Source organism: Mycobacterium riyadhense, assembly GCF_963853645.1.
GTDB lineage: Bacteria > Actinomycetota > Actinomycetes > Mycobacteriales > Mycobacteriaceae > Mycobacterium > Mycobacterium riyadhense.
This window is the reverse complement of record NZ_OY970456.1, coordinates 5,686,005-5,704,935: the sequence shown is the minus strand read 5'-3', so window position 1 is coordinate 5,704,935 and position 18,931 is coordinate 5,686,005. Positions and strand designations below refer to the sequence as shown.

General features: G+C 67.0%; 20 protein-coding genes and 2 pseudogenes. 14 read left to right on the top strand and 8 right to left on the bottom strand.

Annotated features, from left to right (window positions below; genetic code table 11):
* The first annotated feature begins 5 nt into the window (after positions 1 to 5).
* From lsr2 to AADZ78_RS25075, 6 genes and pseudogenes are all read left to right on the top strand, one after another.
* Positions 6 to 344, top strand: a complete 339-nt coding sequence (lsr2, locus tag AADZ78_RS25100) for a histone-like nucleoid-structuring protein Lsr2 (RefSeq protein WP_085251855.1) — start codon at positions 6 to 8, stop codon at positions 342 to 344.
* A 297-nt stretch (positions 345 to 641) separates the two neighbouring features.
* Positions 642 to 3,188 carry an ATP-dependent protease ATP-binding subunit ClpC gene (gene clpC1, locus AADZ78_RS25095; protein ID WP_085251854.1) on the top strand — a complete coding sequence of 849 codons (2,547 nt, stop codon included), beginning with the start codon at positions 642 to 644 and terminating at the stop codon, positions 3,186 to 3,188.
* Positions 3,189 to 3,282: 94 nt separating this feature from the next.
* A pseudogene (locus AADZ78_RS25090) lies at positions 3,283 to 3,582 on the top strand (PE family protein); the annotation flags it as partial.
* Between the two features lie 165 nt (positions 3,583 to 3,747).
* On the top strand, positions 3,748 to 3,957 hold the full coding sequence (locus tag AADZ78_RS25085) for a CbtB domain-containing protein (RefSeq protein ID WP_085251852.1): 210 nt from the start codon (positions 3,748 to 3,750) through the stop codon (positions 3,955 to 3,957).
* 9 nt (positions 3,958 to 3,966) lie between these two features.
* On the top strand, positions 3,967 to 4,713 hold the full coding sequence (locus AADZ78_RS25080) for a CbtA family protein (RefSeq protein WP_085251851.1): 747 nt from the start codon (positions 3,967 to 3,969) through the stop codon (positions 4,711 to 4,713).
* On the top strand, positions 4,704 to 5,234 hold the full coding sequence (locus tag AADZ78_RS25075) for a histidine phosphatase family protein (RefSeq protein ID WP_338101343.1): 531 nt from the start codon (positions 4,704 to 4,706) through the stop codon (positions 5,232 to 5,234). Before AADZ78_RS25080 ends, AADZ78_RS25075 begins: the two co-directional genes overlap by 10 nt.
* Here the strand turns inward: AADZ78_RS25075 and AADZ78_RS25070 are convergent, their stop codons facing one another.
* Positions 5,235 to 6,602, bottom strand: a complete 1,368-nt coding sequence (locus tag AADZ78_RS25070) for a serine hydrolase (RefSeq protein ID WP_085251849.1) — start codon at positions 6,600 to 6,602, stop codon at positions 5,235 to 5,237.
* Positions 6,577 to 6,894 carry a mycobilin-forming heme oxygenase MhuD gene (gene mhuD, locus AADZ78_RS25065; RefSeq protein ID WP_085251879.1) on the bottom strand — a complete coding sequence of 106 codons (318 nt, stop codon included), beginning with the start codon at positions 6,892 to 6,894 and terminating at the stop codon, positions 6,577 to 6,579. Before mhuD ends, AADZ78_RS25070 begins: the two co-directional genes overlap by 26 nt.
* A gap of 14 nt (positions 6,895 to 6,908) precedes the next feature.
* Here mhuD and AADZ78_RS25060 point away from each other — a divergent pair, with 14 nt between their 5' ends.
* On the top strand, positions 6,909 to 7,676 hold the full coding sequence (locus AADZ78_RS25060) for an alpha/beta fold hydrolase (protein WP_139828887.1): 768 nt from the start codon (positions 6,909 to 6,911) through the stop codon (positions 7,674 to 7,676).
* Positions 7,677 to 7,716: 40 nt separating this feature from the next.
* Here the strand turns inward: AADZ78_RS25060 and AADZ78_RS25055 are convergent, their stop codons facing one another.
* Complete coding sequence (locus tag AADZ78_RS25055) at positions 7,717 to 8,109, bottom strand: type II toxin-antitoxin system VapC family toxin (protein ID WP_085251848.1); 393 nt, start codon at positions 8,107 to 8,109, stop codon at positions 7,717 to 7,719.
* Entirely contained in the window at positions 8,106 to 8,363 is a 258-nt protein-coding gene (locus tag AADZ78_RS25050) for a type II toxin-antitoxin system Phd/YefM family antitoxin (protein WP_085251847.1), read from the bottom strand. The genes AADZ78_RS25055 and AADZ78_RS25050 overlap by 4 nt, the downstream gene beginning before the upstream one ends.
* Positions 8,364 to 8,500: 137 nt before the next feature.
* On the opposite strand from AADZ78_RS25050, the gene AADZ78_RS25045 reads away from it, so the two are divergent.
* The 3 genes and pseudogenes from AADZ78_RS25045 (at position 8,501) to AADZ78_RS25035 (ending at position 12,225) form a co-directional block, all read left to right on the top strand.
* Entirely contained in the window at positions 8,501 to 10,240 is a 1,740-nt protein-coding gene (locus AADZ78_RS25045) for a PE family protein (RefSeq protein WP_204079984.1), read from the top strand.
* 27 nt (positions 10,241 to 10,267) lie between these two features.
* A pseudogene (locus AADZ78_RS29295) lies at positions 10,268 to 10,438 on the top strand (alpha/beta hydrolase); the annotation flags it as partial.
* Between the two features lie 56 nt (positions 10,439 to 10,494).
* Entirely contained in the window at positions 10,495 to 12,225 is a 1,731-nt protein-coding gene (locus AADZ78_RS25035) for a PE family protein (RefSeq protein WP_204903302.1), read from the top strand.
* On the opposite strand, the gene AADZ78_RS25030 is transcribed toward AADZ78_RS25035, so the two are convergent.
* Positions 12,222 to 13,136 (bottom strand): A/G-specific adenine glycosylase, encoded by a 915-nt coding sequence (locus tag AADZ78_RS25030; protein ID WP_085251199.1) that lies wholly within the window; start codon positions 13,134 to 13,136, stop codon positions 12,222 to 12,224. The genes AADZ78_RS25035 and AADZ78_RS25030 overlap by 4 nt on opposite strands.
* Between AADZ78_RS25030 and AADZ78_RS25025 the strand changes: the two genes are divergently transcribed.
* On the top strand, positions 13,135 to 13,758 hold the full coding sequence (locus tag AADZ78_RS25025) for a carbonic anhydrase (RefSeq protein ID WP_085251198.1): 624 nt from the start codon (positions 13,135 to 13,137) through the stop codon (positions 13,756 to 13,758). The genes AADZ78_RS25030 and AADZ78_RS25025 overlap by 2 nt on opposite strands.
* Positions 13,759 to 13,855: 97 nt before the next feature.
* Positions 13,856 to 14,659, top strand: coding sequence for a hypothetical protein (locus AADZ78_RS25020; protein WP_139828785.1), 804 nt, complete (start codon positions 13,856 to 13,858; stop codon positions 14,657 to 14,659).
* Positions 14,660 to 14,665: 6 nt separating this feature from the next.
* On the opposite strand, the gene disA is transcribed toward AADZ78_RS25020, so the two are convergent.
* The 3 genes from disA to AADZ78_RS25005 are packed head-to-tail and all read right to left on the bottom strand — an operon-like array spanning position 14,666 to position 17,787.
* Positions 14,666 to 15,742, bottom strand: a complete 1,077-nt coding sequence (gene disA / locus AADZ78_RS25015; protein ID WP_085251196.1) for a DNA integrity scanning diadenylate cyclase DisA — start codon at positions 15,740 to 15,742, stop codon at positions 14,666 to 14,668.
* 4 nt (positions 15,743 to 15,746) lie between these two features.
* Positions 15,747 to 17,189 carry a DNA repair protein RadA gene (radA, locus tag AADZ78_RS25010; protein ID WP_085251195.1) on the bottom strand — a complete coding sequence of 481 codons (1,443 nt, stop codon included), beginning with the start codon at positions 17,187 to 17,189 and terminating at the stop codon, positions 15,747 to 15,749.
* A gap of 40 nt (positions 17,190 to 17,229) precedes the next feature.
* Positions 17,230 to 17,787 carry a hypothetical protein gene (locus tag AADZ78_RS25005; protein WP_085251194.1) on the bottom strand — a complete coding sequence of 186 codons (558 nt, stop codon included), beginning with the start codon at positions 17,785 to 17,787 and terminating at the stop codon, positions 17,230 to 17,232.
* Positions 17,788 to 18,044: 257 nt separating this feature from the next.
* Between AADZ78_RS25005 and AADZ78_RS25000 the strand changes: the two genes are divergently transcribed.
* Complete coding sequence (locus tag AADZ78_RS25000; protein WP_085251193.1) at positions 18,045 to 18,176, top strand: PE family protein; 132 nt, start codon at positions 18,045 to 18,047, stop codon at positions 18,174 to 18,176.
* A gap of 254 nt (positions 18,177 to 18,430) precedes the next feature.
* Positions 18,431 to 18,919 carry an RNA polymerase-binding transcription factor CarD gene (carD, locus tag AADZ78_RS24995; RefSeq protein ID WP_003419482.1) on the top strand — a complete coding sequence of 163 codons (489 nt, stop codon included), beginning with the start codon at positions 18,431 to 18,433 and terminating at the stop codon, positions 18,917 to 18,919.
* Positions 18,920 to 18,931: the final 12 nt, after the last annotated feature.

Genomic DNA, 18,931 nt, shown 5'->3' with positions numbered 1-18,931 from the left:
AGCCAATGGCGAAGAAAGTAACCGTCACCTTGGTCGATGATTTCGACGGTTCAGGCGCCGCTGACGAAACGGTCGAATTCGGGCTTGACGGGGTGACCTATGAGATTGATCTTTCGACCAAGAATGCCGCGAAACTGCGTGGCGATCTGAAGCAATGGGTGGCGGCGGGGCGTCGTGTCGGCGGTCGCCGGCGTGGGCGTTCCGGCGCTGGACGCGGTCGCGGTGCTATCGATCGTGAGCAGAGTGCCGCGATCCGGGAATGGGCTCGTCGCAACGGCCACAACGTATCGACGCGTGGCCGCATCCCGGCCGACGTCATCGACGCATTCCACGCCGCAACCTGACATTTGTTTACCGGCGCCCAGGCTCAAAAGCCTGGGCGCCGGTGCTTTAAGGCGCTTTAGGCCTTTTCTCGCCAGTGTTCGCTGGCGGCGTAACTGCTCGCCGGGAGGCACGGGAAACGCATTGGTGGTTTTCGTCGTTTAACCGTTGCGTTCTGTTGTCGCGGGGCGGACCGCAAGGTTAGGAACCCCGGCAGGCCGACCATTACAGTGGACGGCAGGTACGCGGTTCCGGTCCCAAGACCGGCAGGACCCACTAAGGGTTTTGTACCGATGGTTAGGGAGAGCAGGTAACGACCGATGTTCGAACGATTTACCGACCGTGCCCGCAGGGTCGTCGTCTTGGCGCAAGAAGAGGCCAGGATGCTCAACCACAACTACATCGGCACCGAGCACATCCTGTTGGGTCTGATTCACGAGGGCGAAGGCGTCGCGGCGAAGTCGCTGGAGTCGCTGGGTATCTCGCTGGAAGGCGTCCGCAGCCAGGTCGAGGAGATCATCGGCCAGGGCCAACAGGCGCCGTCCGGGCACATCCCGTTCACCCCGCGCGCCAAGAAGGTTCTCGAGCTGAGCCTGCGTGAGGCGCTGCAGCTCGGCCACAACTACATCGGCACCGAGCACATCCTGCTGGGCCTGATCCGCGAGGGTGAGGGCGTGGCGGCCCAGGTGCTGGTCAAGCTGGGCGCCGAGCTGACCCGAGTGCGTCAGCAGGTTATCCAGCTGCTGTCCGGCTACCAGGGCAAGGAGGCCGCCGAAGCCGGCACCGGTGGTCGGGGCGGGGAGTCCGGCTCGCCTTCGACTTCCTTGGTTCTTGACCAGTTCGGCCGCAACCTGACGTCGGCGGCGATGGAAGGCAAGCTTGACCCCGTTATCGGCCGCGAGAAAGAAATCGAGCGGGTGATGCAGGTGCTCTCCCGCCGCACCAAGAACAACCCGGTGCTGATCGGCGAGCCAGGTGTCGGCAAGACGGCCGTCGTCGAGGGCCTCGCGCAGGCCATCGTGCACGGCGAGGTTCCCGAGACGCTGAAGGACAAGCAGCTCTACACCCTGGACCTGGGATCGCTGGTCGCCGGCTCGCGCTACCGCGGTGACTTCGAGGAGCGCCTGAAGAAGGTGCTCAAGGAGATCAACACGCGTGGCGACATCATCTTGTTCATCGACGAGCTGCACACGCTGGTCGGTGCCGGTGCCGCCGAGGGCGCGATCGACGCGGCCAGCATCCTCAAGCCCAAGCTGGCCCGCGGCGAACTGCAGACGATCGGTGCCACCACGCTCGACGAGTACCGCAAGTACATCGAGAAGGACGCCGCGCTGGAGCGCCGCTTCCAACCGGTGCAGGTGGGCGAGCCGACGGTGGAGCACACCATCGAGATCCTCAAGGGTCTGCGCGACCGCTACGAGGCCCACCACCGGGTGTCGATCAGCGACAGCGCCATCGTGGCCGCGGCCACCCTGGCCGACCGCTACATCAACGACCGGTTCCTGCCGGATAAGGCCATCGACCTGATCGACGAGGCCGGTGCCCGGATGCGGATTCGCCGCATGACCGCGCCGCCAGACCTGCGTGAGTTCGACGAGAAGATCGCCGAGGCCCGCCGGGAGAAGGAATCGGCGATCGACGCCCAGGACTTCGAGAAGGCCGCCAGCCTGCGCGATCGCGAAAAGCAGCTGGTGGCTCAGCGGGCAGAGCGCGAAAAGCAATGGCGTTCAGGCGATCTCGATGTGGTTGCCGAGGTTGACGACGAGCAGATCGCCGAGGTGCTGGGCAACTGGACTGGCATCCCGGTGTTCAAGCTCACCGAGGCCGAGACCACCCGGCTGCTTCGCATGGAGGACGAGATCCACAAGCGGATCATCGGCCAGGTCGACGCGGTCAAGGCCGTCTCCAAGGCGATCCGCCGTACCCGCGCCGGGCTGAAAGATCCCAAGCGCCCGTCGGGTTCGTTCATCTTCGCTGGCCCGTCCGGTGTCGGTAAGACCGAGCTGTCCAAGGCGCTGGCCAACTTCCTGTTCGGCGACGACGACGCGCTCATCCAGATCGACATGGGCGAGTTCCACGACCGGTTCACCGCGTCGCGGCTGTTCGGCGCTCCGCCTGGGTATGTCGGATACGAAGAGGGCGGCCAGCTCACCGAGAAGGTGCGGCGCAAGCCGTTTTCCGTGGTTCTCTTCGACGAGATCGAAAAGGCGCATCAGGAGATCTACAACAGCCTGTTGCAGGTGCTCGAGGATGGCCGGCTCACCGACGGGCAGGGCCGCACGGTCGACTTCAAGAACACCGTGCTGATCTTCACGTCCAACCTCGGCACCTCCGACATCTCCAAGCCGGTCGGCCTGGGCTTCACCAAGGGCGGCGGTGAGAACGATTACGAGCGGATGAAGCAGAAGGTCAACGACGAGCTCAAGAAGCACTTCCGACCGGAGTTCCTCAACCGCATCGACGACATCATCGTGTTCCACCAGTTGACTCGCGAAGAGATCATCCAGATGGTCGACCTGATGATCAGCAGGGTCGCCGGCCAGCTCAAGAGCAAAGACATGGCTCTGGAGATGACCGACAAGGCCAAGTCGCTGCTGGCCAAGCGTGGCTTCGATCCGGTGCTGGGTGCCCGTCCGCTGCGGCGCACCATCCAACGCGAGATCGAGGACCAGCTGTCCGAGAAGATCCTCTTCGAGGAGGTCGGGCCGGGACAGATCGTCACCGTCGACGTCGACAACTGGGACGGCGAAAGCGCCGGCGAGGACGCGGTCTTCACCTTCACCGGAACCCGTAAGCCGCCGGCCGAGACGGATCTCGCCAAGGCCGGAGCGCACAGCGCGGGCGGGACTGGTACGGAAGCCGAATAGCGGCGACCTGCGTATTCAGCAACTAGTCAACATTGGTGCAGCACCCTGTCGTCACAGTGAATGGGTTCATCAGTGACGTGCTGTGAGGTGCCCAATGTCGTTTGTGGTCGCGGCTCCAGAGATCCTGTCGGCTGCGGCCACGGACCTGGCCAATATCGGTTCCAGCATCAGCGCGGCTAACGCGGCGGCACTGGCCCCAACCACCGGCGTGCTGGCCGCCGGTGCCGACGAGGTGTCGGCCGCGATTGCGGTGTTGTTCGGTTCGCACGCGCAGGCCTATCAGGCGCTCAGCGCGCAAGCCGCGGCGTTTCATGCGCAGTTTGTGCAGACGATGGCCTCGGGTACGGGCGGCTATGCCAGCGCCGAGGCCGCCAATGTTGAGCAGACGCTCCTGCACGGCTGACCCAACCCGCGGTTTACACTGACCGGTGTTGTCAGTTGTTTGATGAGTGACGGAATCTGGTGAAAATCCAGAACGGTCGCGCCACTGTACACAGTCAGACCCGGCGCTCGTCATCAGCACCGAAGCGGGACGCGAAATCCCCAGAAGGAGTGGACAGTGGCGAATTCCCATACAGCCCAGGTTGGATCGGTTGATCTGTCGGCAGCAGGTGCGGCGCTGTGGTTGGCGGCCACCGCCTTCCTGGCGCTGCTGGCGCTCTACTTCGTCGGCATCGACCAGGGCGCGGTGTCGCTGTTCGGCAGCGACTCACACGTGCACGAATTCTTTCACGACGCCAGGCATCTGCTCGGATTCCCCTGCCACTGAGGCGCTGTCGTGGAGAAGCGTCTGATAGCACGCGGTCTCCTTGCGGGCACGGTGGGCGCGGTGCTGGCGTTCGTTTTCGCCCGCCTGTTCGCCGAACCGGTAATTGGCCGCGCAATCGAATATGAGGAAGGCCGCGCCGAAGTCGCGCACGCTCAAGGCGTACACGAGCACGGCGTCGAATTGTTCACCCGTGGCGTGCAGGGCAATGCCGGATTGGGTTTCGGCGTACTGATTTTCGGCATTGCCATGGGTGCGCTGTTCACGGTTGCGTTTTGCGTCGCCTATGCGCGCGCGGAAGACGCTGCACCACAGGAGCTTTCGCTACGCCTTGCGGCGGGAGCCTTTACCGCGGTGTATTTGGTGCCGTTCGTGAAGTATCCGCCCAATCCGCCGGCCGTCGGTCAGGCGGACACGATCAGGTCGCGCACCCTGTGGTATCTGGTGATGGTGTTGGCGTCGGTGGCGTTGGCGATCGCGGCGGTGTGGCTGGCTCGAAGGCTGGCCGCGCGGCTTGACGCTTGGAACGCCGGCTTGATCGCGGCCGGCGCTTATGTCGTGGCGATTGCTCTGATCATCTTGGTTCTGCCGACCATCGCAGAGACGCCCGCGGGCTTTCCCGCCGACGTACTCTACGAATTCAGGCTGGTTTCGCTGGGCACCCAACTGGTGCTATGGGTGACCACCGGCGTGGTTTTCGCGACGCTCGCGAGCCGGCTGCTGGGCGAACGGGCCGGAAGAGTCAAGTCATCCGGCTGACTTTGGTGTCGCACGCGATGACTGCGGCCATGGCCGCCGCGCGTTTCCCCGCCGATGAACCGCTCAGCGACATCGGTCGCCGGCAGGCCGAAGCCGCTGCGCGCCTTGCTGTCCGGGGCAACACGTCCCAGCTCACCGGACCCGAGCGGCGCGCCCGACAAACCGCGGAGTTGTTGGGGCTCAACGCAACAACCGAGCCGCGGCTGGCCGACCTCGATTGCGGACGGTGGCGCGGTGCAACCCTGGAAAGCGTCGCCGCCGAAGAGCTGGCCGCGTGGCTCACCGACCCGGCGCAGGCGCCCCAGGGCGGCGAGTCGATCGTCGACTTAATCGACCGGGTGGCCGGGTGGCTGGACTCGTTGACGGCCAACACTGTGGCGGTCACGCATCCGGCGGTGATTCGCGCGGCGATCCTGGTAGCACTCGACATCCCACCAAAATCGTTCTGGCGCATTGATATTGGCCCGCTAAGCCGCACCGTCATGCACTACCGCAGAGACAGCTGGACGTTGCGGCTCTAGCTATTTCGGGCCCACCAGCGCGAAGACCTGTTTGGCGACCTGCAGCATCCAGCCGGTCACCGTTGGCCCGTGATCGCGTGGCCAGTTCAGCTGGAAGCTCACCACCCAAGGCTGCCCGGTCTTGTCGACGGCGTACCAACTAAACGTCAGATCGCCCGGCAGCCCACCGGCTTTCGCGCCGATATAGGGCCATTTCTCGCGATCCAGCTGGATACCCGCGACGGCCGACAGGATCTGTCTGACGGGTACGGCCCGACCGACCGCATCAGCCTGCAGCGTCGCGTGCACTCGGCAGATGTCCTCGGCATTGCCGTACCACTCCGCGCCAAAACTAGAAGCAGGCGTGTGGGCTCGAGTTGGATCAGGTTGGTATGGGGTGGAATTCGCCTGCTGCAGCAATTGGGCGCGGACCCGTGGGCTCGCCCGCCTCCATTGGTCGCGCAGATCCGGTTGACCCCAGCCAACGGAGAACAGCTCGTACATGGTGGGGAAGGGTGTCATGCTGGCCGGATCGTGATGGCCGGCGGTGGCCAGGGCTTCCTCGATGGCGTGCGTGCCCAATTTTCCGATCAGCAGGTCGGTGGCCATATTGTCGCTGGTTGCGATCATCTTCTCGGCGGCCGTGCGAACCGAAACCTGTGCCCCGGGAGGCAATTCCAGGCCGGAAGAGCCCACCGCCTTGCTCTTTGCAGTGACGGTCAGCTGATCGTCCCACGACACCGTACCGTTGCGGACCGCGCCGGCCAGTGCGTGCAGTACGTACAGCTTGAAAATCGATGCCAGCGGCAGAGATTCGCCGGTATTGCTGCCGGCTACCGGGTCGCAGTGACCATTGTCGACCTTGGCGACCTGATATGAGTAGCGGGCCCCGGTCTTGCTCAACACGGCGTCAACGTCGGCCCACGAGGTGATCGACGGCGGTGGTTGAGTATCGAGGTCGAACCGGTCGACCCAGCCACCGTCGTCGGTGTGAATGCGGATGTCTTGTCGGGCGCCGTAGGAAGAAATGAGGTGTAGCGTGGCGACACTGGCGCCGATGTCGACGCTGTCGAGGCTGAAGGGCCGATCCCACCAGAGCGCTTCCATCGTTTTTGCGACGGAGTCGACCTGGTCGGCCGCGGCCAGGGTGCCAACCCCGACCGGGCCGATCGGCCAGTCCGAGTTGAGCATGTCCATGGTCTGCTGCGCCCGCAGACCGGGCGGGGTTCTGGTGTCGATGCGGCGCGCTGGGTTCGCCGCGTTCGCCGACGGCGTAGGGGAGGACGCACAACCCGGCGCCAGGGTAACTACCAATGCAGCTGCGACGCCCAACGCCAGCCCACGGCGCTGAGCCACCCGCCGGCTACTCAGTCTTGCCGGTCCCGGCAACGTCCATCACAACTTCGAATTCCAGCAGTGACGCCCCTGTCGCCACGGGGTTCGCGCGGTGCCCGGCGTGCGCTTCGATGGCGGGCCCAGTCGCCCACGCCTGGAACGCTTCCTCGGATTCCCAGTGCGTCACCACGAAGTAGCGGTCTTCACCCTTGACCGGACGCAGCAGCTGAAAGCCGAGGAAACCGGGAGAGTTCTCGACCGCGTGGGCGCGGTGGGCGAAACGCTTCTCCAGTTCCGGGCCAGCGTCGGCGGGTACCTCGATTGCATTGATCTTCACCACTGGCATGTCGCTAGGCTACCGTGCCCGGCATGCCCACCGATCTGTTGACCCATCGCGGTGGACAGGGCGAGCCATTGATCCTGGTGCATGGTCTGATGGGCCGGGGGAGCACCTGGTCGCGTCAGTTGCCGTGGCTGACCCGGCTGGGCACCGTCTACACCTACGATGCGCCATGGCATCGAGGCCGCGACGTCAACGACCCATACCCGATCAGCACCGAACGTTTCGTTGCCGATCTGCGTGATGCGGTGACCGCGTTGGGCGTGCCGGTCAGATTGGTCGGGCATTCGATGGGTGCCCTGCATTCGTGGTGTCTGGCCGCGCAGCGTCCCGAGTTGGTTTCGGCGTTAGTGGTCGAGGATATGGCGCCGGACTTCCGCGGCCGAACCACCGGTCCGTGGGAGCCGTGGCTGCATGCGCTTCCGGTCGAATTCGATTCTGCTGAACAAGTATTCGCGGAGTTCGGGCCGGTGGCCGGCAGATACTTTCTGGAAGCCTTCGACCGTACCGCCACGGGTTGGCGGTTGCACGGCCATACCTCTCGATGGATCGAGATCGCCTCCGAGTGGGGTACCCGCGACTACTGGGCGCAGTGGCGGGCGGTGCAATCGCCGGCGCTGCTCATCGAAGCTGGCGACTCGGTCACGCCGCCAGGCCAGATGCGGAAGATGGCTGAAAGAGATTGCTCTACAACATATTTGCGGATACCCGAGGCGGGTCACCTGGTACACGACGAGGCACCGCGGGAATACCGGCAGGCCGTCGAGTCCTTCCTCTTGCGGCGCTAACCCTGCCGGTGGGTGAGGGACGCCGTGTGGCGTCGGGACGTTAGGCGGCGACGACCGCGACATCGTAGGCAGACAACTGGTCATCGGCGGTGACGATCGTCAGGTCGAGCAGCTGTGCTTGGGCGACGAGGACGCGGTCGAACGGATCCCTATGGTGATCCGGAAGTTCGGCGGTCCTCAGCACGTGCGCATGCTCGATCGGCAGCATTGGCGTTCCGGAGCGGCGCATGCGATCGGGCACATACGAGGCCGGTGCTTCGGGCAATGCGAGCTTGCCGAGCCGATACTTGATCGCGATCTCCCAAGCGCTGGCGGCCGAAAACAGAATGTTATTGCGGACGTCGGCAACGATTGCCCGTGTTTCGTCGCGTAGCCGGTCAGGGTCTGACTGCATCCACAGCCAAACATGGGTGTCTACGAGGTAGCGCTTCACCGATTGAAGCTCGCAATGACATCGTCCGGCAACGGAGCGTCGAAATCCTCGGGCACGGTATACACGCCCCGGTCTATACCTAAGCGGCGGGTCTCGCGGGGGTGGAACGGCACAAGCTTTGCCACGGGTTCACCGCCCCGGGCAATCTCGATTTCCTGACCGCTGTCGACCAGCCGCAGCAGCTCCGACATACGGGTCTTCGCTTCGTGGACGCCGACCCTGATAGCGTTGGACGTCGGGGTGGACTTAGTCATGAACTAAGTCTACTAACCCCCGCCGGCGACGTGTGCAAACAACTTCGGAGCGGGGCTGCGAAAGTTGTTGAAATACTGATTTTTGTGAACGCCGGGGGATACGATCGGCGTCTCGCCTAATCCCATTGGGGTAGTGGATGTCGTTCGTGATCGCAGTTCCGGAAGCTCTGCTGTCAGCGGCCTCGGATATGGCCGGTATCGGTTCGGTCCTTAGCGCGGCGAACGCCGCGGCGGCAGGTCCGACGACTGCGTTGCTGGCTGCGGCCGAGGACGAGGTTTCGGCTGCCATTGCGGCGGTGTTCGGCTCGCACGCGCAGGAATATCAGGCGCTCAGCGCCCGGGCCGCGGCGTTTCACCAGCAGTTCGTGCAGGCCGTAACGTCAGGCGCGCGGTTGTATGCCAGCGCCGAGGCGACCAACGCCGAGCAGCAGCTACTGGGCATGATCAACGCTCCCGCTCAGACGCTGCTGGGGCGCCCGCTGATCGGCAACGGCGCCGATGGGGCGCCGGGGACCGGGCAGGCCGGCGGGGCCGGTGGGTTGCTGTGGGGCAATGGCGGCAACGGCGGGTCCGGCGTGGCCGGTGTTGGCGGTGCCGGTGGAAATGGTGGTGCCGCTGGGCTGTTCGGCCGCGGTGGCAACGGCGGGGCGGGCGGCACCAATGCCAGCGGCGCCGGTGGTGTCGGCGGAGCGGGCGGCGCCGGATGGTTGTTCGGTGATGGCGGTGCAGGAGGGGCCGGCGGGCTGGGCACCACGATCAGCGGCACCGGCGGCGCCGGCGGTAACGGCGGTGTGTTCGGTAACGGCGGGGTCGGCGGGGCGGGCGGAGCGGCCGTGACAGGCGGGCTCGCCGGCAATGGCGGTAGCGGCGGTAACGCCGGGTGGTTCGGCGACGGTGGGGCCGGCGGTGCCGGTGGGGTCGGCGGAGCGGGAGCCAACGGGGAGAACCCAACCGAAAACCAGACCAGCCAGGCGGCAGCCGGCAGCCCTGGCATCGACGGCGCGACCGGCAGCCCGGGCGGTACCGGTGGCTCGGGTACCGCCACGGTGGGGCAGGCCGGCGGTGACGGCGGCGCCGGCGGCTGGGGTACCGATACCAGCAATGGCGCCGTTACCGGGGGTAACGGGGGTAACGGAGGCAACGGAGGTGATGGTGCACCCGGCGGCAGCGGGGGTATCGGCGGTGACGGTCGCAACTCAGGTGCCGGCAACGGTTATGGGGGCAACGGGGGCAACGGGGGTGACGGCGGGGCCGGCGCCCCGGGCGGATCCGGTGGTGACGGCGGCGTTGGCGATTCAGTCGGTGCTGTCAACAGTGTCGGCGGCAACGGTGGCAATGGGGGGCGCGGTGGCACGGGCGCAGCCGGTGGGGCCGGCGGTGCGGGCGGTCTTGGCACCGGCCCCGGGCCAGTATTCCACGATGGTGACGGCGGCAACGGCGGGCCCGGAGGTGCCGGCGCAAACAATGCCGGCACCGGGGGTGGCGGGGGCGCCGGGGGCGCCGGCGGTCGTGGCGGGCTGCTGTGGGGCAACGGCGGTAACGGTGGTGCCGGTGGTGTCGGCGGTGTTGGCGGCATCGGCGCTCAGGGCGGCGCCGGTGGGGACGGCGGAGAGGGAAATATCGGCGGTGATGGCGGCAATGGTGGTGCCGGGGGCGCCGGCGGAACCGGCGGCAACGGCGGTGTTGGCGGGGCGGGCGGCGGTGCCGGAATGTTCGGACATGCTGGTGTTCACGGTGCGGGCGGCGCTGGAGGTCAGGGCGGTGCCGGGGGCACGGGTGGCGCCGGCGGCGAAGCCGGAGTTGGCGTTGTGTTCAACGGTCTGGCCGGCGATCCTGGTGGGTTCGGCGCCGCGGGCGCCGACGGCCAACCCGGCTGACGTCCACAATCCGCTCGCCGCCGGGTGGGCACCCGCGACGACTGGGCGCAGTGGCGGGCAGTGCGGTCGCCGGCGTTGCTTTTCGAGGTTGGCAATTTGGCAACGCCGTCGGGCCAGATGCCGCGGATGGTTGAAGGGGACTGCGCCGGAGGTGTACCGGCGCGGGTGGAGTCCTTTCTGGCGGCGAAAAATGCATGACGAGACCGGCGGTATCGATACGATCGGCCTCTGGGGGGTGATAGTGGAGGTGTCGGATGTCGTTCGTGATCGCAGTTCCGGAGGCTCTGCTGTCAGCGGCCTCGGATATGGCCGGTATCGGTTCGGTCCTTAGCGCGGCGAACGCCGCGGCGGCAGGTCCGACGACTGCGTTGCTGGCTGCGGCCGAGGACGAGGTTTCGGCTGCCATTGCGGCGGTGTTCGGCTCGCACGCGCAGGAATATCAGGCGCTCAGCGCCCGGGCCGCGGCGTTTCACCAGCAGTTCGTGCAGGCCGTAACGTCAGGCGCGCGGTTGTATGCCAGCGCCGAGGCGACCAACGCCGAGCAGCAGCTACTGGGCATGATCAACGCTCCCGCTCAGACGCTGCTGGGGCGCCCGCTGATCGGCAACGGCGCCGATGGGGCGCCGGGGACCGGGCAGGCCGGCGGGGCCGGTGGGTTGCTGTGGGGCAATGGCGGCAACGGCGGGTCCGGCGTGGCCGGTGTTGGCGGTGCTGGTGGAAATGGTGGTGCCGCTGGGCTGTTCGGCCGCGGTGGCAACGGCGGTGCTGGCGGCACCAATGCCAGCGGCGCCGGTGGTGTCGGCGGAGCGGGCGGCGCCGGCTGGCTGTTCGGTGATGGCGGTGCAGGAGGGGCCGGCGGGCTGGGCACCACGATCAGCGGCACCGGCGGCGCCGGCGGTAACGGCGGTGTGTTCGGTAACGGCGGGGTCGGCGGGGCCGGCGGGGCGGCGCTGAGCGGCGGGTTCGCCGGGAACGGAGGCGTTGGCGGCAACGCGGGCCTGATCGGCACGGGCGGCGACGGCGGCGTCGGCGGGGTCGGCGCCACTGGGACCAACGGGGTGAACCCGAGTCAGCAGCCGGGCGGCACTGCGGCACCCGGCACCCCTGGCACCAATAACGGTGCCGGCAGCGGCGGAGCTGGCCTGCCGGGTAGCCCGGGCGCCGTGACGCAGGCCGGCGGGGCCGGCGGCGCCGGCGGCAGCGGCGCCGATTCGAGTGCAGGCCCGGTGACAGGGGGCAACGGCGGCAACGGGGGCGACGGAGGCGATTTCAGACCTGGCGGCAAGGGTGGTGCCGGCGGCGGCGGTACCAACACCGGCACCGGCTCGGCCAACGGGGGCAACGGCGGCGACGGCGGCGACGGCGGAGCCGGCGCCTCGGGTGGTAACGGCGGCGACGGCGGCCCCGCCACAACCTTGGGCGGTGGCACCGCTGTTGGAGGCAACGGTGGTGCCGGTGGTCGCGGCGGCACCGGCGCCGCCGGCGGCAACGGCGGCAACGGTGGCGGCGCCGCTGGCGGAACGACCTTCGGGGGTAGCGGAGGCGACGGCGGCCCCGGCGGTGCGGGCGCCAACACCGCTGGCACTGGGGGCGTCGGCGGTGCCGGGGGTGCGGGTGGTCGTGGCGGGCTGCTGTTCGGCGACGGCGGGAACGGAGGTGCCGGGGGTGTCGGCGGTGTCGGCGGCATCGGCGCCGAGGGCGGCGACGGCGGTGATGGCGGCACCGGCCGGGTCGGCGGTGATGGCGGCAATGGGGGAGCCGGCGGCGCCGGTGGAACCGGCGGCAATGGCGGTGCGGGTGGCGCGGGCGGCGCCGCCGGAATGTTCGGCGACGCGGGCGTCCAAGGTGCGGGCGGTGCCGGGGGTCATGGCGGCGCGGGCGGAACCGGCGGCGCCGGCGGCGCGGCCGGATTCGGGGCGACCAGCGGCAATCCCGGCGATCCCGGCGGCTTGGGCGCCGCGGGCGCCGACGGCCAACCCGGCTAAAACTCCTCGCCCGCCAACGCGAACCGGCCGTCGACGCTCCGGGTCACGAGGCCGTCGGCAAGCAGCGACTCCAGCGCCCGGTCCCGCTGCGCGCAGTCGGTCATCCAGGCCACGTCCAGCTCGGCCCGGGTAACCGGAGAGTCCTTGGCGCGCAACACATCTAGCAACCGCCCGCGGACCTGACGGTCGGTTCCGGCGTAGGCCTGAACCCGGCGCGGTGGACCGTCGGCGGGCGGAAAGCCGGCGCGCCGCCAGGCACACGCGTCCAGCGGGCATAACCCGCAGCGTGGCATCCTTGCGGCGCACACCGTCGCGCCCAGCTCCATCAAAGCCACTGAAAACCGCGGTGCCGCTCCATCTTTCGGCAGCAGCGCCGAGACGTCGGCGTGGTCGCGAGCGGTTGACGGCGCGCCGGCGTCGGCGCGACCGTGCACCGCTCGCGCCACCACCCTGCGCACATTGGTGTCCACTACCGGCACTCGCTGGCGATAGGCGAAGCAGGCCACCGCCCGCGCGGTATAGCTTCCGACCCCCGGAAGGGTGACCAGGACGTCGATATCGTCGGGAACCACGTCGCCATGGTCACGCGCGATAACGGTGGCGCATTCGTGCAACCGCTTGGCCCGCCTCGGGTAGCCCAGCTTGCCCCAGGCGCGCAACACATCGGCGGCGCTGGCCGCCGCGGTGGCCGACGGCGTGGGCCAGCGCCGCACCCAATCTGACCAGACCGGCAGGACCCGGGCCACCGGCGTCTGCTGCAGCATGAACTCGCTGACCATGATCTGCCACGCACTAACGCCGGGTTGCCGCCAGGGCAGATCGCGGCGCGATCGGTCGTACCAGTCGAGAAGATTTGTGACCGGTATGTGTCCCGGGCGGGTCACCGACGGTTCCGGCAGAATGCGTGACATGCCCACCACCAATCCGATAACCGCATGGAAAGCACTCAAAGAGGGTAACGAGCGATTCGTGGCCGGACGGCCCGAGCATCCCAGTCAGAGCGTTGACCACCGGGCCAGCCTGGCCGCTGGGCAGAAACCGACGGCCGTGATCTTCGGATGCGCGGACAGTCGGGTGGCCGCCGAGATCATCTTCGACCAGGGTTTAGGAGACATGTTCGTGGTACGCACCGCCGGACATGTCATCGACTCCGCCGTGTTGGGCTCCATCGAGTACGCGGTGATGGTCCTCAATGTGCCGCTCGTCGTCGTTCTCGGCCATGACAGCTGCGGCGCCGTCAATGCCGCATTGACGGCGATCAACGAAGGCGCGCTGCCCGACGGCTATGTGCGGGACGTGGTGGAGCGGGTGGCGCCGTCCATCCTGTTGGGCAAACGGGACGGTTTGAAGCGCGTCGACGAGTTCGAGGATCGACATGTACACGAGACGGTGGCGAACCTCATGGCGCGTTCGAGGGCGATCGCGGACCGGGTGGCACTGGGATCCTTAGCGATCGTGGGCCTCTCCTATCAGCTAGCCGACGGGCGGGCCGTACTGCTCGATCACGTCGGCGATATCGGTGAGGAAGTCTGAGTCCCGACCGCCCCTAACACGCGTATTGGCTAGCTAACCCGGCGACACGCCGACGCGGGTCAAACGCGTCGACGTGACCTGGGCCTACGGTGTAAACGTGCTGGATCTGGAACCGCGTGGCCCGCTACCTACCGAGATCTACTGGCGGCGCAGGGGGCTAGCCCTGGGCATCGCGGTCGTGGTGATCGGTATCGCGGTTGCCACAGTCATCGCATTCGTCAGCAGCAGTGCCGGGGCCAAACCCGCAAACGCCGAGAAACCGGGCAGCGCGCAAGGGCATTCACCGGCTCCCCAGGCGCCGCCGCAGCCGGCCGGGCAAACCGAGGGAAACACTCCCGCGGCGCCCCCGCCGCAGGGCCAAAACCCGGAGACGCCCACGCCCACCGCCGCGGTGCAGCCGCCGCCAGTGCTAAAAGACGGCGATGACTGCCCTGATTCGACACTGGCCGTCAAGGGCCTGACCAACTCGCCTCAGTACTACATCGGTGACCAGCCGAAATTCACCATGGTCGTCACCAACATCGGGCTGGTGTCCTGCAAGCGCGACGTGGGAGCCGCGGTGCTTGCGGCCTACGTTTATTCGTTGGACAACAAGCGGCTGTGGTCCAACCTCGACTGCGCGCCGTCCAATGAGACCTTGGTCAAGACGTTTACGCCGGGGGAGCAGGTGACGACGGCGGTGACTTGGACGGGGATGGGATCGGCGCCGCATTGTCCATTGCCGCGGCCGGCGATTGGTGCGGGCACCTACAATCTGGTCGTCCAGTTGGGCAATCTGCGCTCGCAGCCCGTTCCGTTCGTGCTCAACCAGCCGCCGCCGCCGCCCGGGCCGGTTCCCGCCCCGGGTCCAGCGCTGGCGCCACCGCCGGAGGCGCCGCCGGCGGGCACGCAGGGGGGCTAACCGAGCTCAGTGGTCGGCGATCGTCGACTCTGCCAGTTGTGACAGGCCCTCGCGTACATGGCGGGCCCACATGGCGCCGATGCCGTCGACGGATTGCAGGTCAGTGGCACTTGCCGCGAGCAGCCCCTGCAGCGTTCCGAATGACCGGACCAGCAGGTCGACATGAGCGAACTGCAGCCTCGGGATGCCGGCCATCGCGCGATACCCCCGCGGGCTCAGCGCCGAATCCTGAGCCTCGGCCGTCGTTGGGTATCCGAAGATCTTTGCCAATGCCGTGAGTTCGAGCAGGTCGGAATCCGACAGCGAATCCAGCTCGTCCAGGGTCGCCCCGATTTGCGTCTTGGACAGCGGTTCAGGGTTGGCGTGATAGTCCCGCACGATCAACTCACGGGCTGTGTCGTTGCCGCCGAGCAACTCCTCCAGCTGTAGCCGCAGCTGACGCCCGTCGGTGCCGAGTTCGACGGCGTCGTAGTCGATCGCCAGACCGATGCGGCGGACCAGCTCGAGCCGCTGCACCACCGTCATCACGTCGCGCAGCGTGACGAAGTCTTCGATCTCCGCCCTGGACAGTTGCCGGCTGACCTCATCGAGCCTGGTCTTGTAGCGTTCCAGGGTTGCGATCGCCTGGTTGGCTCGCGACAGGATGGTCGCCGAGTCGGTCAGCACGTGGCGCTCCCCGCCAACGTAGACCGTCACAATGTTCATCGAATGGCTCACCGAGATCACCGGATAACCCGTCTGGATCGCGGCCCGTTCCGCCGAGCGGTGACGGGTTCCCGATTCGTCGGTTGATATCGACGGATCCGGAACCAATTGCACATTGGCCCGCACGATGCGGCTGCAGTCCGTGGACAGCACCACGGCGCCGTCCATTTTGCACAGCTCGCGCAGCCTCGTCGGCGCATACCGGACATCGAGGGAGAAGCCGCCGTCGCAGATGGCCTCGACGTTCTCGTCGTGGCCGAGCACGATCAGGGCACCGGTGCGGCCGCGCAGGATGCGTTCCAGGCCGTCCCGCAGCCCGGTGCCCGGGGCCAGGCGGGCGACGGCCTCTCGCAGGGTCGGACGGGTCACAGCGTGCATTCTGCTACGCCCGGCGGGCGTGCGATGGAGGGGCGTCTAGCCGATGTGGCCCAGCGGGGGCGCCGCTGCGGTGGTCGGCGATGTCGATCGTGTGCTCCAGCGCGGCGACGATGGTTGGGGCGCATAAGGCACGCAGCCCCGGCGGGACGGCGTCGCAGCCCGGTGGGATCAGCGCGATGTTGAACCCTTGACGGGCGGCTTCGGCTAGCCGCCGGTCCATGCCGTTGACCCGTCGCAGGTCGCCCGCGAGGCCCACCTCGCCGATCATCACCGCCGTGGTGGGTAGCGGCAAGTTCGCATACGCCGAGGCCAGCGCGATCGCCACTGCGAGGTCCGACGACGGATCGGTCAACCGCATGCCGCCGACGGTGGAGAGATAGATGTCGTTGACAGCGATGTTCAACCGGGCATGCTTTTCCAGGACTGCGGTGATCATTGCGGCCCGGGCATGGTCTATCCCGCTGACCGCCCGCCGCGGCGAGCCGCCGGGTGGTGTTGCCAGCAATGCCTGAACTTCACCGATCAGCGGCCGTTTCCCGTCAAGCTTTACCGTGATCGCGGTTCCGGGTACCGGTGCCGGCCGTTGCTCCAGGAACAGGTTCGATGGGTCGGCGACGCATTCAATTCCGTTGTCGTGCAATAGGAAACACCCGACTTCGTCGGCTGCGCCGAATCGGTTCTTGACGCCGCGGACCATCCGCAACGTACCGTTGCGGTCACCTTCGAAATGCAGCACCACGTCGACGAGGTGTTCCAGGGAGCGCGGTCCGGCAATGGCCCCGTCCTTGGTGACATGGCCGACGAGAATCAACGCGACCCCGTTAGCCTTGGCGGCGGCGGTCAGCGCAGCCGTTACGGCACGCACCTGCGTGACCCCGCCCGCGACACCGTCGGCCTCGCTGGTGGACATCGTCTGCACGGAGTCCACGATGACCAATGCGGGCCGCACCATATCGATGTGGTCCAGCACGGCAAGCAGATCGGATTCGTCTGCCAGGTAGACCTCTCCGCCGCCGCAGCCGATTCGGTCGGCGCGCAGCCGGATCTGGCCGGCCGACTCCTCGCCGGAGACATACAGCGCGCGCAGCCCGGACTGTGCCCAGCGGTGGGCGACCTCGAGCAGCAGCGTCGATTTGCCTACCCCGGGATCACCGGCCAGCAGCGTCACCGAACCGGGAACCACGCCACCGCCGAGCACCCGGTCGAGTTCGGTTACGCCCGTAGGCCGGTGCCGGCTGAGGCTTGGCTGGACCGATCGGATCGGAACGGCTCGCGATGCCGGGGGCGCGGGGCGGCGGCCTTTGCCGACGCCCACGCCCCCGGCCGCGCCGAGGATGGTCAATTCCTCGACGGTGCCCCAACTACCGCATTCCATGCAGCGCCCCACCCACTTGGCGGACAGATGGCGACATTGCGAGCATCGGTACTGCGAACGCGTATTGGCCACGCCGTGACCGTATCGGGAGGGTGTGACAGCTCTGAGATCGCTACGAATGGTTGGTCGGAGCCGGCGCGAGTTCTTGCGGTGCAGGCAGTCCGGCCGAAATCGGCACCATCACGCTTCCCTGACCGGCCTTTTCGAACTTGAAGGTGAAGTTGTAGGTGAGGCCGTTGCTGATGGGTTTGGTCAAGACGATGCTCGCCTTGGCCGCCTCATTGGATGCCAGTGGGCCCGGCGCTACGACCTGACCGTCTGGCGTACCGACAAACAGCATGCCGCCGGCGGGCAGTCGCGCATCGCCGCTAATCGTCACCGTGCCAATGTCAGTGGTGATGCCCGTAAGCCGGTCCGCCACATCCGGTGATTGGTTGACCGCCACCAGCACCAGGTCGACCGCTTTGCCGGGCCGGATGAAGTCTGCGGTCTGCACAGCCTGGATCCGGATGTCGCGCAGGGCAACGTTATTGATGGTCACCTTGTTGCCGTTGACGGCGGGCTCCTGCATTGCGGTTTGTGAAATCTGACCCGCGCCGCAGCCGCTGAGCGCGATGGCTGCCACCGCAATCAGGACGGTCAAGGGGAGGCGGATCTTAAAAAGGTTCACTCAATGTCTCCTGCTAGGGATGACCGTGGCCAACTATGCACAGTAGTAGCTAGGTGCTGTCGACGGTAGCGCATGGGTACTTGGACCCGGAAAGGGTACGGCGGGTTCCGCTGAGCCGGCGCGGCCCGGCGCCCAGATCGCTGATTTCAGTATTGGTACACGTTTATCGAAAGTCCCCCCGGTAGCTTCGGCGGCGATTGCAACGTGAGCCCCGCGCCATCGTCGGACACCACTAGGGGTAACGGCTGGAGTCCCGGATGTCGTTCGTGATCGCCGTGCCAGAGGCGCTCGTTTTGGCGGCCAAGGATTTGGCCGAGATCGGGTTGTCGGTCCGCGCGGCGAGCGCGGGGGCGGCGGCTCCGACCACGGGGTGCTGGCCGCCGTGTTGATGACGTGTCGGTGGCGGGATCCTGTTCGGCAACGGCGGAACTGGGCCCAATTCGCGCGATGGTGCCGCTGGCTCCGACGAGACCAGTGGGCCCCGCAACTTTCTCTAGGCAGCCGGGCCGGAGCCTGCGACTGGCACGTTTTGCCCCGCCTGTCAAGTCCCAATATTCACTGGCGGTGCCCCTGACCTGCACCGTTGTTCGGCGTCCGTTGGGGGCCCGTGTTAGCATGTAGTAACGAAAGGGGCTCGAATCTGATGATTTTCAAGGTCGGCGACACCGTTGTCTATCCACACCACGGTGCTGCGCTAGTCGAGGCGATCGAAACCCGAACCATCAAAGGGGAACAAAAAGAATATCTCGTCTTGAAAGTGGCGCAGGGGGACCTGACCGTTCGAGTGCCCGCTGAGAACGCGGAATACGTCGGAGTTCGCGACGTCGTAGGCCAAGAAGGTCTCGACAAGGTTTTCCAGGTTTTGCGCGCACCGCACACCGAAGAGCCGACCAACTGGTCACGCCGCTATAAGGCCAACCTCGAGAAGCTCGCTTCCGGGGATGTCAACAAGGTGGCCGAAGTGGTGCGCGACTTGTGGCGCCGCGACCAAGAGCGGGGCTTGTCCGCCGGCGAGAAGCGGATGCTGGCCAAGGCCCGCCAGATTCTGGTCGGGGAACTGGCGCTGGCGGAGAGCACCGACGACGCCAAAGCGGAAACCATCCTCGACGAGGTTTTGGCGGCGGCTTCCTAAAGCGTCCTCAAT